Source organism: Ferruginibacter sp., assembly GCF_031391665.1.
Taxonomy (GTDB): Bacteria; Bacteroidota; Bacteroidia; order Chitinophagales; family Chitinophagaceae; genus Ferruginibacter.
Genome location: NZ_JANMUN010000151.1, coordinates 1 through 15375 on the forward strand (window position 1 = coordinate 1; position 15375 = coordinate 15375).

Annotated in this window: 10 protein-coding genes; 4 read left to right on the top strand and 6 right to left on the bottom strand. The window is 36.6% G+C overall.

The window, feature by feature from the left end; translation table 11 throughout:
* Positions 1 to 190 precede the first annotated feature (190 nt).
* Positions 191 to 3847: a GH36-type glycosyl hydrolase domain-containing protein gene (locus ACY651_RS10715; protein WP_462252575.1), complete on the top strand. Its 3657-nt coding sequence runs from the start codon at positions 191 to 193 to the stop codon at positions 3845 to 3847.
* 62 nt (positions 3848 to 3909) lie between these two features.
* Here the strand turns inward: ACY651_RS10715 and ACY651_RS10720 are convergent, their stop codons facing one another.
* Both ACY651_RS10720 and ACY651_RS10725 read right to left on the bottom strand, forming a co-directional pair.
* A complete protein-coding gene (locus ACY651_RS10720) occupies positions 3910 to 4296 on the bottom strand; it encodes a hypothetical protein (protein ID WP_462252523.1) in 387 nt (128 codons plus the stop codon).
* Between the two features lie 112 nt (positions 4297 to 4408).
* Entirely contained in the window at positions 4409 to 6970 is a 2562-nt protein-coding gene (locus ACY651_RS10725) for a phosphoenolpyruvate carboxylase (RefSeq protein ID WP_462252525.1), read from the bottom strand.
* A gap of 290 nt (positions 6971 to 7260) precedes the next feature.
* On the opposite strand from ACY651_RS10725, the gene thrA reads away from it, so the two are divergent.
* From thrA to thrC, 3 genes are all read left to right on the top strand, one after another.
* Complete coding sequence (thrA, locus tag ACY651_RS10730) at positions 7261 to 9702, top strand: bifunctional aspartate kinase/homoserine dehydrogenase I (RefSeq protein WP_462252527.1); 2442 nt, start codon at positions 7261 to 7263, stop codon at positions 9700 to 9702.
* A gap of 66 nt (positions 9703 to 9768) precedes the next feature.
* On the top strand, positions 9769 to 10740 hold the full coding sequence (locus ACY651_RS10735) for a homoserine kinase (protein ID WP_462252529.1): 972 nt from the start codon (positions 9769 to 9771) through the stop codon (positions 10738 to 10740).
* Positions 10741 to 10827: 87 nt separating this feature from the next.
* Positions 10828 to 12126: a threonine synthase gene (thrC, locus tag ACY651_RS10740; protein WP_462252531.1), complete on the top strand. Its 1299-nt coding sequence runs from the start codon at positions 10828 to 10830 to the stop codon at positions 12124 to 12126.
* 115 nt (positions 12127 to 12241) lie between these two features.
* Here the strand turns inward: thrC and ACY651_RS10745 are convergent, their stop codons facing one another.
* The 4 genes from ACY651_RS10745 to ACY651_RS10760 all read right to left on the bottom strand — a co-directional run bounded on the left by ACY651_RS10745 (position 12242) and on the right by ACY651_RS10760 (position 15273).
* A complete protein-coding gene (locus ACY651_RS10745) occupies positions 12242 to 13048 on the bottom strand; it encodes a hypothetical protein (RefSeq protein WP_462252533.1) in 807 nt (268 codons plus the stop codon).
* A gap of 277 nt (positions 13049 to 13325) precedes the next feature.
* Positions 13326 to 13667 carry a T9SS type A sorting domain-containing protein gene (locus ACY651_RS10750; protein WP_462252535.1) on the bottom strand — a complete coding sequence of 114 codons (342 nt, stop codon included), beginning with the start codon at positions 13665 to 13667 and terminating at the stop codon, positions 13326 to 13328.
* 118 nt (positions 13668 to 13785) lie between these two features.
* A complete protein-coding gene (locus ACY651_RS10755) occupies positions 13786 to 14259 on the bottom strand; it encodes a redoxin domain-containing protein (RefSeq protein ID WP_462252537.1) in 474 nt (157 codons plus the stop codon).
* 63 nt (positions 14260 to 14322) lie between these two features.
* A complete protein-coding gene (locus ACY651_RS10760; protein ID WP_462252539.1) occupies positions 14323 to 15273 on the bottom strand; it encodes a hydrogen peroxide-inducible genes activator in 951 nt (316 codons plus the stop codon).
* Positions 15274 to 15375 lie beyond the last annotated feature (102 nt).

Sequence of the window (15375 nt, forward strand, 5' to 3'; positions counted from 1 at the left end):
TGAAGGCTCTCGCTGTTGGCCGGCGGCGCGGCTGCAGGCGCCCGCTCACCCGACAGGCTGGGGGTCACGCCAGCAAGCAGGAGCTTGCGCTCCGGTAATCCCTGTTGTTTGGTAATCGTGATGTTGCGCTGGAGCCGCGCGCTGGCGCCAATGCGCAACAACCTGCGATAACTGGGGAACTTTTTGTTATATCCGTGATGTAGATAACGAAGCAGTGTGGTCAACATCTTTTCAACCCTCACTAAAAGAAGGTGAAAATTATGAAGCTGTTTTTTCTCAGGGCCGAGCCGAATTTCGCAGACGTGATTTTTCATTGGAAACACATACCGAAATTGTGGTATCACCCGAAGATGATATTGAATTGAGAAGGATACATATTACCAATCGATCCCGTAAAAAAAGAACAATTGAGATTACGAGTTATGCAGAAGTAGTTTTGAATTCCGCTGCAGCAGATGAAGCTCATCCTGCCTTTAGTAATTTATTTGTACAAACAGATATAAACAGGTTGCGTAATGCAATACTTTGCTCAAGAAGACCAAGGTCGGTAGATGAAAGTACACCATGGATGTTTCATTTAATGAAAGTGCATGATGCAGAAATTAAAACCATCTCTTACGAAACCGACAGAAGTGAATTTATTGGAAGAGGATTTACTATCAATGACCCAAAAGCAATGAAATTAAAAAATGGATTATCGGGTAACAGCGGTTCTGTGCTGGATCCTGTAATTGCCATTCAGTACAGTATTGTAATTGAACCACAGGAAACTGCAATTGTGGATATGATATTTGGAGCGGCAGATACAAAAGAAACTTGTAACCTGCTGGTAGAAAAATACCAGGACAGGCATCTTACCAATCGTGTACTCGAGCTGGTTTGGACACACAGCCAGGTAATTTTGCGCCAGATAAATGCCTCCGAAGCAGATGCACAATTGTATTCCCGTTTGGCCAGTTCCATAATTTTTTCTAATCCATCATTAAGAACTGATCCTGCTAATATCATCAAAAATCATCGGGGCCAATCAGGCTTGTGGGGTTATTCTATCTCCGGAGATATACCTATAGTTTTATTGCAAATTGAAGATGCAGCAAATATAGATTTGGTAAAGCAATTAGTGCAGGCGCATACTTACTGGCGGCTTAAAGGTTTAACGGTTGACCTTGTTATCTGGAACGAAGATCATGGTGGTTATCGCCAGGTATTGCACAACGATATTCAAAATCTTGTGGCACCTGGGGTTTCAGGCGACAGCAGGGAGCACCCCGGAGGGATTTTTATCCGCTCTGCCGATCAAATTTCTGCAGAAGACAGAATTCTTTTTCAATCGGTAGCGCATATTGTAATTACAGATTCGCTGGGTACACTGGAAGAACAAATGAACCGGCGAAGCAAATTAAAATCAAGCATTCCATATTTCAGCCCAAGTAAATTTCATACCTCTGTTGTTACTTCGGTAGCACCGCAAAATAACCTGCAGTTTTTTAATGGCATTGGTGGTTTTTCTAATGACGGAAAAGAATATGTTATCACTACTACAAGCACACAGTTAACACCGGCGCCATGGGTTAATGTAATTGCCAATGCCAATTTCGGTACAGTAATTTCAGAAAGCGGCCAGGCGTACACGTGGGTAGAGAATGCACATGAGTTGCGGCTTACGCCATGGAACAACGATCCGATTGGTGATTTAAAAGGCGAAGCATTTTATTTGAGAGATGAAGAGAGTGGAAGATTTTGGTCGCCATCACCATTGCCCTGCCGTGGACATTCGCCTTATATCACAAGGCATGGATTTGGGTATTCTATTTTTGAACATAGTGAAGACGGTATTGAATCAGCAATGTGTGTATATGTTGATACAGATGCACCTGTAAAATTTATTGTCATCAAAATAAAAAATACTTCTAACAGAAGCCGCAGAATTTCTGCAACAGGTTATGTAGAATGGGTGCTGGGAGATTTGAGAAAAAAATCTTTAATGCATACCATTACACAAGTTGATGTACAGAGCGGTGCGTTGATGGCAACTAATGCTTACAGCACAGAGTTTAATGGAAGAGTTGCATTTTTTGATGTGGATGATGTTAACAGAACACACACTACCGACAGATTGGAATTTATTGGCCGCAACGGAACACTGGCTAATCCTGATGCCATGACGAGGGCAAAACTATCAGGTAAAACAGGCGCAGCTTTAGACCCATGTGCGGCTATACAAGTAGTGTTAGATTTTGCTGAAGACCAGGAAAGAGAAATTATTTTTAAATTGGGTGCCGGAAAAAATATGGAAGAAGCCATTCATATTTTAAAAACTTTTGAAGGGCCAACTGCAGCCCGTACTGCTTTGGATAATGTGAAAAATTACTGGCATAAAACTTTAAATGCTGTACAAATTGAAACACCCGATAAAGCGATAAACATCCTGGCTAATGGATGGTTAAATTATCAAACACTGGCCTGCCGTATCTGGGCACGAAGTGGTTTTTATCAATCAGGCGGAGCCTTTGGTTTTAGAGATCAGTTACAGGATGTTTTATCTCTTGTACACACTACACCGGATATTGTAAGGGCACAAATTCTTTTATGTGCATCCCGGCAGTTTAAAGAAGGTGATGTACAACACTGGTGGCATCCCCCAATGGGCCGTGGTGTTCGTACAACCTGCTCCGATGATTATTTATGGTTGCCTTTTGTAACATCAAAATATATTGCAGCAACAGGAGATATTAAAATTTTGGAAGAGCCTGTGAGTTACCTGGAAGGACGTTTATTAAATACCGGTGAAGAATCTTATTTTGATCTGCCTATAAAATCCGACAGGGTTGAAACTTTATACCAGCATTGTGTACGGGCAATTGATCATGGTTTGGTATTTGGCGTACACGGCTTGCCGCTAATTGGCAGTGGCGATTGGAATGATGGTATGGATAAAGTGGGCCATCATGGAAAAGGTGAAAGTGTATGGCTTGCATTTTTTCTTTACCATATCCTGCTGCAGTTTATTACTGTTGCAAAAATTAATAAAGACGAAGCGTATGCAAGAAAATGTACCGAGCAGGCAGAAATTTTAAAACAGAACATTAATAAAAATGCGTGGGATGGCGAATGGTTCCGCCGTGCCTATTTTGATGATGGTACACCATTAGGCTCTAAAGAAAACGAAGAATGTAAAATTGATTCTATTGCACAAAGCTGGTCGGTTTTATCAACAGCAGGTGAAAAAGAAAATGCTTTAACGGCTATGCGGTCTGCAGATAATTTTTTGGTAAAAAAAGAAGACGGTATGATACAATTGTTTACACCGCCTTTTGATAAATCGGCTATGAACCCCGGTTATATAAAAGGCTATGTACCCGGTGTAAGAGAAAATGGCGGGCAATATACACATGCTGCTATTTGGCTGGTAATGGCATTTGCTGCTATTGAAGATAAAAAGAGAACATGGGAATTATTGCAAATGATAAACCCATTAAACCGTGGTAATACCGAAGAAAAAATTGGTGTGTATAAAACAGAACCTTATGTAATTGCTGCGGATGTATATGCCGAGCCTTTGCATAAAGGCCGTGGCGGATGGACTTGGTACACCGGCTCTGCCGGATGGATGTACCAGTTAATAATCAATTCTTTTATTGGGTTAAGAAGAGAAGGAGATATGCTGCATTTTAAACCCTGCATACCTGAACAATGGAATGGCATAAAAATAAATTACAATTATGGCGGAAAAGAATTTGTAATTGAAATGAGTCAGGAAAATGAAAAGATTAGATTAATTGTAAATGGAGAAACACTGGAAGGATTAAGTGTGGCGCTGAAGTTGGATAATTTAATTGAAGTTTAAACACATCAAAGTAAAATTTTTATCGACACCGTTCGTAGATATGAACGGTGTATGAAACTTTGCTATTTATTCAACTGTTCTTCTTTAACAGCGATTTCAATTTTTTCTTTTTTTATCTCCATTCTTATCCGTGCAAAAATACTCATGTAAATGTTGGCAATCCATACTAAGGAAAATCCTGCAATTACATAACCTCTCCAGTCGGCCAATAATAATTTATAACCGCTGAAAATAAGCATAGCAATCGTTACATAATGGCTGAAACAATATTCGCAGGTAAATAAATAAAAAAACTTTCTTTTAAAAATAGATTTACCTTCTTTGCTGCATTTTTCACAAAATTCACGGGGCTCTTTAAATACTTCTTCGTGTGTAACTGTCCAGGCTATACAGGCAATAGGAATAGCCAGTAAAAAAAGCCAGGTAATTTGTAAAGTGAGGGACATCATAATATTTTGTTGAAAATAAAAAAATACTGAAAGTAAATACAGTAAAATTTGTTACAACAAATTTAATTGTTATGCATCAATAAAATTGAAAACAATTTTACTGTAATCTTTTTTATGCTGAATTTCTTCCTGCATTAATTATACCGAAAGAAGACCTAATCACCAGCTTCTCGTAAGTTTCTTTCATGGGGGAATTAATTAATTGCTCATCCATCTCCCTCATTTTGTTTATGGCATATTGCTGTATGGTAAGTAAAGGCAAAACAATTTTTTCCCTCATAGCAATAGATAAACTGTCAACAGGATAATTACTCATTAATTCTGTACTGCCGCTTAATTGCAAAACGTATTTTTTTGTAAGTTCATACTCCTGGTAAATTTTATTCCATATCTCCCCGTATTTTTCATCCTTACTTAAATACTCTGTTAATGGAAAATAACATTTCTTCATGGCCATTTCGCAATTGTCCATTAGTGTTTTAAAAAATAAAGAATTACTATATAATGCCTTTACAGTATTTAATTTTCCCTGTTTATCCAACGCAGCAATTGCAGAGCCAACACCATAATAACCGGTAACATTTTGTTTTAATTGCGCCCATGCACCAACATATGGAATGGCACGCAAATCTTTTAATGCTAATTTACTGCCGCTGCTTCTTTTACTGGGTCTGCTGGCAATATTAGTTTCGCTGTAAAATTTTACAGGACTTACATGAGATAAGTAATCTAAAAAATCAGGATGATTTTTTAGATCAACATAAGCTTGATAACTTTCTTTTGCTAGTTGCTGCAATAGGTCTTCCTCAGTTTGCTGCAGCGTAACAGTCCTGTTGCTGAAAATTTCATTGCTGATTCCGGCATGTATCAACTGCTCAATATTATATTGCGCCGAATCTATTGTACCAAAATTAGAACTTACAGTTTGTCCCTGTATAGTTAATTGTATTTCTTTGTTGCTGATATTTTTTCCCATGCTTGCATAAAACTGGTGCGTTTTTCCGCCGCCTCTTGCAGGCGGGCCGCCACGTCCGTCAAAAAATACCACATCAATATCATGTTGTTTACTAATTTTTGTAAGTGCTTCTTTAGCTTTGTAAATACTGAAGTTAGCCATTAAATAACCGCCATCTTTTGTGCCGTCGCTAAAGCCAAGCATTATAGTTTGCCTGTTCTTTCTTAATTGCAAATGTTTTTTGTAACCTTCATTGCTGTATAAAGTTTGCATCACAGCTTCTGCATGTTGCAAATCATCAATAGTTTCAAAAAGTGGAACAATGTCAATGGTTAGATTTTCTTTTTTCCAGCCGCAACTTAAAAATAAGCCATACACTTCCAGCACATTCAATGCACTGTTGCACTGGCTGATGATGTAGCGGTTGCAACCGGCTTCGCCATTAAATTTTTGAATATCCTGTATAGCACTTAAGTTTTTTACCGTGTCGTTAACTAATGCATCAGCATATATTTTTTCGGTTGACACCCCAGGAGCAGTTGTACAAAAATTAATTTTTTCTGCTGCAGATAATTTGCTGTACACTTCGCCATGTATATTTTCCAATACCACATTATGTACCGTACTTTCCTGCCTTACATCAAGCGATGCAAAGTGCAATCCAAAAACATTTACTTTATTGATAAGGTTATTTACCAAATGCAAAAACAAACCGTTATGCTTGTAAATAATGATCTCTTTTATTTTATTAAGTTCAGCAAGTATATAAGTGGTGGTTAAATCGGTTTGATAACCGGGTATAAAAATATTATCGTACAATTGTTTTTCCAGCCCGTTTAAAATAACGTCAATGCCTTTAAAAGTAAGCCTGCGTTTCATTCTTCTTATTTCAAGATAATAACACTTTATAATGCTGCCTCTTAATGCATGGGCAACTTTTAAAGTAGTGTCTGCCGTTACAAAAGGATTTCCATCCCTGTCGCCGCCGGGCCAAAAACCCATGTTAAGAATGGATTTGTTTTTCGGCATTACCTCATTAAACTGATTTTTTAAAAATGCAGTAATTCTTCCTGCGGCCAGGTAAAAAACATTTTCTAAATACCAGATTAAACTTACTGCCTCATCAAAAGGTGTGGGCTTTTGTTTTTGCAAAAAAGGTGTTTTGCCTAATTGCTGCAAATACATATTTATTTTAGCCGCATCATTATCCGCTAAAGCTCTTGATAAATCATTTATAATACCCAACACCGCTCCGGGATAAAATTGTGTAGGATGTGCAGTCAGCACCAGCTGAACAGAAAAATCTTTCAATTTATTTTCCAGTTCTTTTTCTTTTTTATGTTGAATTACTTCTAATTCTAATTGTTTTAATGTTCCGGCACCAGCCATATCTCTTACATCTGTAAAAGCAGCATCTTCCAGTGCATCAAACAACACCACCTGCCGCTCTACATACTGAATAATTCTAAACAGCATGTCTAACTTTTCCTGTTCTTCCCGGTACGTGGTATGCTTTAAAAAAAACTCTTCAATAATGTCGGTGGGATTTTGTTTTCTTTTAAAACCTTCGTCGCAATTGCTGGATAAAACCGATAACAAAATTCCCGTTTTTTCAATACGGTGAAAGGGCAGCGAAGAGAACAAACTGTTGTACAACTGAAATTTGATGCCTACGTTATTATTAAATTGCTGCAAGCCACGGGAACTGTGATGATCCATTAGTATTTATATTATTTATTCAAAAAAATGATGAAAATGGCAGCAATCGGTTAACAAAGATGAAATATTTTTTGATATTATCCAATCATTTTTTATATCTTTGAGACCTGTTCAGATGAAATACAACAATTTCCATATTGCGTCCTCCTCAAAGATAGTGCTTACTATCAGTGGCACTACTATTATTACAACCACAACCCTTTAAGGGTTGTATATCTTCATATCACCACTTGGGCTCACGCTATTTTTCTGAAAAGAAAGCTATTTAATATAATAAAAAAAAATAAAAAATGCAGGTTATAAAATTTGGTGGCAGTTCGGTAGCATCCGCAGAAAATATTAATAAAGTAGTTGACATTATTAAAAATAAACCGAAGACGGATAAAGTTGTAATTGTTGTTTCGGCATTGGGTGGCATTACAGATTTGCTGTTGCAATGTGCACAGCTTGCTGCTAATAATAACGAAACTTATAAAACATCTTTGCAGGAAATTGAAACAAGGCATTTAAATACAGTTAAAGAATTAATACCCGTTACACAGCAAAGCAGTGTGTTAAGTGCTGTAAAAAAAATGTGTAATGAAATTGAAGATATTTGTAACGGTATTTTTTTACTGGGCGAATTATCTGAACGCACCAAAGATAAAATAGTGAGTTATGGCGAATTACTTTCTTCTCAAATAATTGCTGCAAAATTAAAAGCGGTGGAGTTAAATGTGCAATGGAAAGATGCAAGGGAATTAATTGCAACAGATAGTAATTTTGGCGCTGCTTTTGTAGATTTTTCAAAGACGAACACAGCAATAAAAAATTATTTTAATACAGAAGCATCATCATTATTCATTCTCCCGGGTTTTATTTCGGCTGATACAAATGGCATTACTACAACATTAGGCCGTGGCGGCTCCGATTATACCGCAGCAATTATTGCTGGCGCTGCGGATGCAAAAGTATTAGAAATATGGACCGATGTTTCGGGCATGATGACTGCCGACCCAAGAATTGTAACCAACATAAAACTCATTCCAAAAATTTCTTACCAGGAAGCAATGGAGTTGTCGCACTTTGGAGCCAAAGTGATTTACCCGCCAACTATACAACCGGTGATGAGTAAAAATATTCCGGTATGGATAAAAAATACTTTTGCTCCGCAAGATGAAGGTACGGTGATACAAAATGAAAGCATGAAAAACGGCAGTGCCATTCGTGGCATCAGCAGTATTAATAAAATTTCATTAATTAGTTTAGAAGGCAGTGGCATGGTAGGCATACCGGGATTTAGTAAACGCTTGTTTGAAGCGTTGGCCAATAATAAAATTAATGTTATTCTAATTACACAAAGTTCATCAGAGCATTCTATTTGTGTAGCTGTTGATGCGGCAAATGCTGTGGCAGCAAAACAAGCTGTTGATACAGCTTTTGCTTACGAAATAGAAACTAAAAAAGTAGAACCGCTTTTTGTAGAAAATGATTTGGCCATTGTAGCATTGGTGGGGGATAATATGAAAAGCCATACCGGTATTGCAGGAAGAATGTTTAGTGCCATGGGAAAAAATGGGGTTAACATAAGGGCAATTGCACAGGGCTCTTCCGAAAGAAATATTTCTTCGGTAATTGCTTTAAGCGATGTTACCAAAGCAGTAAACGTTTTACACGAAGCGTTTTTTGAAACCACTTACAAGCAGGTAAATGTATTTATTGCTGGCGCAGGAAACGTTGGCGGCAAATTACTTGCACAATTAAATCAGCAACTGGATTATATAAAAACCAGCAGCCGGTTAAATTTAAAAATTGTTGGTATTGCCAACAGCAAAAAAGCATTATTAAATGATGAGGGAATAGATTTAAATAATTGGCCGGCATTACTTGCAGCAGCACCTGCAAATACAATAGAAAATTATATTGATACCATCATTGCAAAAAATTTACGCAACACTATTTTTGTGGATGTTACTGCAAGCGATGTAGTGGCCACCTGTTACAATAAATTATTACAAAAAAGTATTGCAGTAGTGGCGTGTAATAAAGTAGCCTGCTCTTCTTCTTATAATTACTACCAGCAATTAAAAGAAAGTGCCAGGGAATTTAATGCTAAATTTTTATTTGAAACCAATGTTGGTGCTGGCTTACCCATTATTGGTACTTTAAATGATTTAATAAGCAGCGGCGATAAAATAAATAAAATGCAGGCAGTGTTAAGCGGCACTTTAAATTTTGTGTTTAATAATTACGATGGAAAAAAATCTTTTGCATCGGTCGTTAAGCAGGCACAGGACGAAGGTTATACCGAACCAGATCCACGTTTAGATCTGAGTGGTAAAGATGTTATGCGTAAGATAATGATATTAGCAAGGGAAAGCGGTGAAAAAATTGAGATGGATGATATTGCTAACAATTCTTTTATGCCAGAAAGTTGTATGCATGGTTCTGTAGAAAATTTTTATGCTGAGATGGAGAAACACGAAGCACATTTTAAAGCTATTTATGAAGAAGCGGCTGCAAAGGGAAACAAATTAAAATTTGTTGCTTCTTACGAAAATGGTAAAGCAGCTGTGGGGTTACAACATATAAATCCTGCACACGATTTTTATCATTTGTATGGAAAAGATAATATTGTTTTATTTTACACCAACCGTTATCCTGAGCAACCAATGGTGGTAAAGGGTGCAGGTGCTGGTGCAGATGTAACAGCGAGTGGCGTTTTTGCTGATGTGATTAGGGCAACTGCGTAGCCCCCATCTCCTGAAGGGGAGTTATTCGAAGCTTATAAAAGATTTGAAAGTATCAATTAAGAAACTGTGCAAAAAAAAATAGAAACATTGAATAACTCCCCTTCAGGGGATGGGGGCATAAAGATTTTTGCCCCTGCAACCATTGCTAACTTAGTCTGTGGTTTCGATATTTTAGGTCTTGCATTAAATAATCCGCAAGATGAAATGGAACTAACGTTGAGCAATAGCCCCGGCATAATAATACAACATATTGACGATTATAATTTGCCCACCGAACCTGCAAAAAATGTAGCAGGAGCTGCATTGATTGCGTTGATGGAAGAGTATCCTGATAAAAATATTGGTTTTGAGCTAACGATAAATAAAATTATAAAACCCGGTAGTGGATTAGGTTCCAGCGCTGCAAGTTCCGCAGGTGCTGTAGTGGGCGCAAATCATTTACTCAATAATTTTTTTAGCAAACACGATTTGGTTCGCTTTGCAATGAATGGAGAAAAAGTGGCCAGTGGCGTAAAACATGCCGATAATATTACACCCTGCATTTACGGCGGCGTTACATTAATACGTTCTATTTTCCCTTTGGATATTATTCCTTTAACTGCGCCACCGATGTATGTAACGGTAGTGCATCCGCAGATAGAAGTGAAGACAAGTGATGCCCGGCAAATTTTACGCAAAGAAGTACAATTGAAAGATGCAATAAAACAATGGGGAAATATTGCAGGATTGGTGGCAGGTTTTTTACAAAGCGATTATGAACTCATCAGCCGCAGTTTGGAAGATGTAATTATTGAACCCATCCGCAGTATTTTAATTCCGGGGTTTGATGAAGTGAAAACGCAATGCAAAGAAGCCGGAGCTTTAGGCGGCGGCATCAGCGGCAGCGGACCTTCAGTTTTTATGCTGAGTAAAGAAGAACATACTGCAAAAAATGTGGAGCAGATAATGAAAAATATCTATGATAAAATAGGAGTGGAGTATCATACGCATATAACTACAATTAATAATGATGGAGTGAAAGTAGTGAATGGACAATAGTGAATGGTCAATTGTCAATGGCAGTTTTAAACTTCAACTAATAAACTATTCAACCAATAAACTAATTAACCAGTTAACCAATCAACAATGCAATTTTACAGTTTAAATAAAAAATCACCTAGCGTAAATTTTAAAGAGGCTACCATTAACGGGCAGGCACCGGATAAAGGATTATACTTTCCCGAAAGTATTTCGCAGGTTAAAAAAGAATTAATTGCCAATATTGAAAATATCAGTAACGAAGAAATTGCTTTTGAAGTAATTAAACCTTACGTGGGCAATACTATTAATGAAGAAGATTTATTCAGCATTGTAAAAGAAACAGTAAATTTTTCTATACCCTTAGTAAAAGTTACGGACGATATTTTTTCTTTAGAATTATACCATGGACCAACGCTGGCATTTAAAGATATTGGAGCCAGGTTTATGAGCCGCTGCCTTGGGCATTTTGTTAAAGGCAGCGATAAAAAAGTTACGGTATTAGTAGCAACAAGCGGCGATACCGGCGGTGCCGTTGCCAATGGTTTTTATAATGTGCCCGGTGTTGATGTGGTGATTTTATATCCTTCGGGCAAAGTAAGCAGTGTGCAGGAAAAGCAATTGACAACGCTTGGCAATAATATTCGTGCGCTGGAAGTAAATGGTAATTTTGATGATTGCCAGCAAATGGTAAAAGCTGCTTTTTTGGATGAGGAACTTAATAAAAAATTATTTTTAACTTCTGCCAATTCCATCAATGTTGCAAGATGGTTACCCCAGCAGTTTTATTATTTCTTTGCCTACAAACAATGGTTGCAAAAAGATAATCCCCCTGTTGTTTGTGTGCCCAGCGGAAATTTTGGAAATATTTGTGCCGGGCTTTTAGCCAATGCAAGCGGACTGCCCATAAAACATTTTATTGCAGCTACCAACGCTAATGATGTGGTGCCTCAATATTTCAGCACACAAAATTATCAACCTAAAAAAGCGGTTGCCACTATCAGCAATGCTATGGATGTTGGCGACCCCAGTAATTTTGTACGCATTATGGAAATATTTCAGCAGCAGTTTGCTAACCTAACGGCTAAGGTGAGCAGTTGCAGCGTAACAGATGCCACTACCAAACAAACTTTACTGCATGTGTATAATCAGCACAATTATTTATGCGACCCACACGGCGCTGTTGCTTACCGGGCATTGGAAGATTATTTGCAACTGCATCCTAATAATAAAGGCATATTTTTAGAGACTGCCCATCCGGTAAAATTTTACGATGTGGTAGAACCGGTTATTGGGCAAACGGTAAAGGTGCCGGATAGTATTAAAGAGCAACTAACTAAAGAAAAGAAAAGTACTATGATTGGTGTGGGTACGGAAGAATTGAAAAGTTTTTTGATGGGGATGTGATTTTTTTAGTAGCCAGCATTTGTTTTCTATGGCATCATCGTTGCCACGCTCGGTTCAAAGGCACAAACTGCCACACTTGCAGCAATACCCATGTTGGTGGCTGTTTTTCTTCTCGTCAATAATGGTCTGATTGAAAAGATTGAGCCATTCGCAAATAAAAATTGTCGGTAATTTCTTTATTCAAATTGTCAACTAATTTGAATAAGTCTTTTCGTCTTTCTTCTTTTTCATTTTCACTATTTACATAGTTATCAATTTTCACCTCGTTTGTAATTAGCTGCCTAAGTCCTGCTATATAAAATTCTTTTTGCTTTGTAATGTCATAAGGTCTGTCGAAATAATCCTCATAATGTCTAAACCAATAAATTGAAAACTCTGCATAACCTTCAATTCTTGAATATTGATGCCCGAAATAAGTTCCTCCATAATTTAAGGCTCCAAATAGACTATTTAAAGTAGTATAAATCTCAAGTAGTTTCTTTCTTCTTATTGAATACTTTGCAATTCCATTTTTTTGGTTTAGAAAGTAAGCATACAAAATATAATATTCATCTTGTCCAGTTTCACTTCCAAATGTCAAGTGGTTTTTTTCACCCGAACTATCTATAAAGTCAACCCATATTTTTGAATTATAAGCTGTGTCTGGATATTTAGTATGTAAAGTAGTTAGTTCAGGGAAATTGTCAACTATGTCGTTGAATTCTTCTTTTGAATATTTTAAAGTGTCTTTTGATTGTGTGTAAATATAAACAGTGTCTTTGTCTGTATGATATTTCGCTCTTGCAACTTTGGTTTGAGGCAATTCTATTTTAGTATCTCTCAACTTTTTAGAAGTGTCAATGGTAGAAATATTTTTATCATTTGTCTGTCGTTGAGTACAGCCAAAAAATAGAATTGACGTTATGTAAATTAGGGTCTTCATAAAATAGCCACCAACATCTAAATTTATGCTGCAAGACGCTGCTCACCAAAAATAATCAATATCTTAAAAGCATTTATTGTTTTAAAAATTTAATTGTCATTAGTCAATACAGAATATAAGCCAGATTATTTTATAATCATAAATTTCATCTACGCTTAAATAAAAGTTGAATAAAGATATTGTGTACAAGAGTGTCTCGCTTTAGGCCAGACCACCGCAGCCAAACAATATTACCAAAGCTGGTAACCAAAATAGAAAAAGTGTAGAAAAAATAAAATTACTTAACCACTAAAAACCTGGAGGTTTCAACAAGCTTACCGAATTTATCACGTAGCTGATAATAATAAAAACCCCTGGAGAAATCGGCAAGTGAAAGAGTTATTTTTTGAGGGGTGCTTTTTAATTCGTAAACAATTTTGCCGGTAAAATTATACACTTGAAAAGACATGGATTTATCGTATCCACTCACAAAGTCGAAATTGACTACTGAAGTAGCAGGAATTGGATAAAGCTTTATGTACTTGGCTGCAACATCGCCGCTTTCGGCAGGTTTATTTTGAGCAGAAGTAGTAAAGTTTAATCCAATAATAAAAATAAGTATGTAAAAAATTTGTTTCAATAAAGTAAAGCTACTTAATGTTACTGATATAATCAACAAAATTGTACCACTAAAAAAATGCCGTTTTTTGTTAAAAATGCCTGCAGGGAATATCCCCTACAGGGTTAAAACGTTGAAATTATGGGTTTAATTGTGCTAATTTATTATTTATTGCTTCAAAATTGGGTAAATCGCCTGCACTTTCCAGCACTTCGGCATATTGTATAATCCCTTCTTTATCAATAATAAAAGCCGAACGTTTGCTCACACCTTTCATTTCCAAAATCCACTCACTATAAAGGGTGTTATAGGTTGCAGAAACCTCCTTATTAAAATCGCTTAACAAGGTAAAATTAAAAGCCTGTTCTTCATTATATTTTGCCAGGGTAAAAACAGAATCCACAGAAATACCTAAAACTACGGCTGTACTGTTGTTATACCTGCCAATATCGTCTCTTACTGTACATAGTTGTTTGGTACAGGTGCCGGTAAAGGCTTGTGGAAAAAATTGCAGTATTACATTTTTACCCTTGTAATCGCTGAGGTTTACTTTAGTTTTTGCCGAGTTGAATAAACTGAATTCCGGTGCTAACTGTCCAATTTCAATTGGCATATTTTTTTTATTTTTTTGAAGTAAGTGTTTTAAAACTCAATAACATTAATTGTACCATTTTGTTTAAATGCTGTGCTCAAAAATTTTAACCAGGTTTTTATTTTTATTTAAACTAAGTTTTGGTGGCAAAATGTCGATGATCTGTTGTTTTAAAACATCAATCAATTTCTTTTTCATATAATCACGGTGTGTAACCAAACTTACTTCTCTTACAGGTGCAGGGCTTTTAAAATGCCGTATCATATTTAATTGCTTGGTACTAAAATCCAGTGTGGCCAGTTCGGGTAAAATGGTTACACCGTTATTTAGCTCCACCATTTTCCTTAAAGTTTCCACGCTGCCAGCTTCGTATTCAAAATTACTTTTTTCTTTGTTTTGTTTTTTAAGCTCACATAAATTAATTATCTGGGAGCGAAAGCAATGCCCTTCTTCCAGCAACCACAATTCTTTTAAATCAATATCATCTGCCAGTACATATGTTTTTTTAAATGCAGCATTTTTTTTAGAAACGTATGCCACCAGCTCCTCATAAAATAATGGATACTCTGTTATGCTGGGTTCCTGCAAAGGGGTTACTAATAATCCGGCATCAATTCTGCCGGTTTTTAATTTCTCTACAATAATATCAGTAGTCATTTCTTTTACCTTAATAGTAACATCAGGATATTTTTTTAAAAATGGTTGCAGAAACAATGGTAATAAATAGGGTGCCAGTGTAGGTATAATGCCAATCTTTAATTCGCCTTTTAAAATACCCTGCTTATCACTTATAAGCTGATCAATTTTTTTTACTTCATTTAAAATAATTCTTGCCTGCTGAATTATTTCTTCGCCAATTTCTGTTGGTATAACAGGTTGCTTACTCCTGTCGAAAATTTTACTGCCCAATTTTTCTTCCAGCTTTTGTATTTGCATACTTAAGGTGGGTTGTGTAATAAAACACTGCTCTGCTGCCTGGGCAAAGTGGCGGTGTGTATCCACGGCAACAATATATTCTAATTGTGTAATTGTCATACTGCAAAAATAGATATTATCTATTTAATAATAATTGTTATCAGCCCTGATTATAATTCTATGGAATGAATTTAATAGCAACATTTGCAGTCTGCATAAATT

Excerpts from the sequence above, each read along its gene's own strand:
- ACY651_RS10760 (WP_462252539.1), bottom strand. The coding sequence starts at position 15,273 with ATGACAATTACACAATTAGAATATATTGTTGCCGTGGATACACACCGC.
- ACY651_RS10725 (WP_462252525.1), bottom strand. The coding sequence starts at position 6,970 with ATGGATCATCACAGTTCCCGTGGCTTGCAGCAATTTAATAATAACGTA.
- ACY651_RS10745 (WP_462252533.1), bottom strand. The coding sequence starts at position 13,048 with ATGAAGACCCTAATTTACATAACGTCAATTCTATTTTTTGGCTGTACT.
- thrA (WP_462252527.1), top strand. The coding sequence starts at position 7,261 with ATGCAGGTTATAAAATTTGGTGGCAGTTCGGTAGCATCCGCAGAAAAT.
- thrC (WP_462252531.1), top strand. The coding sequence starts at position 10,828 with ATGCAATTTTACAGTTTAAATAAAAAATCACCTAGCGTAAATTTTAAA.
- ACY651_RS10720 (WP_462252523.1), bottom strand. The coding sequence starts at position 4,296 with ATGATGTCCCTCACTTTACAAATTACCTGGCTTTTTTTACTGGCTATT.
- ACY651_RS10755 (WP_462252537.1), bottom strand. The coding sequence starts at position 14,259 with ATGCCAATTGAAATTGGACAGTTAGCACCGGAATTCAGTTTATTCAAC.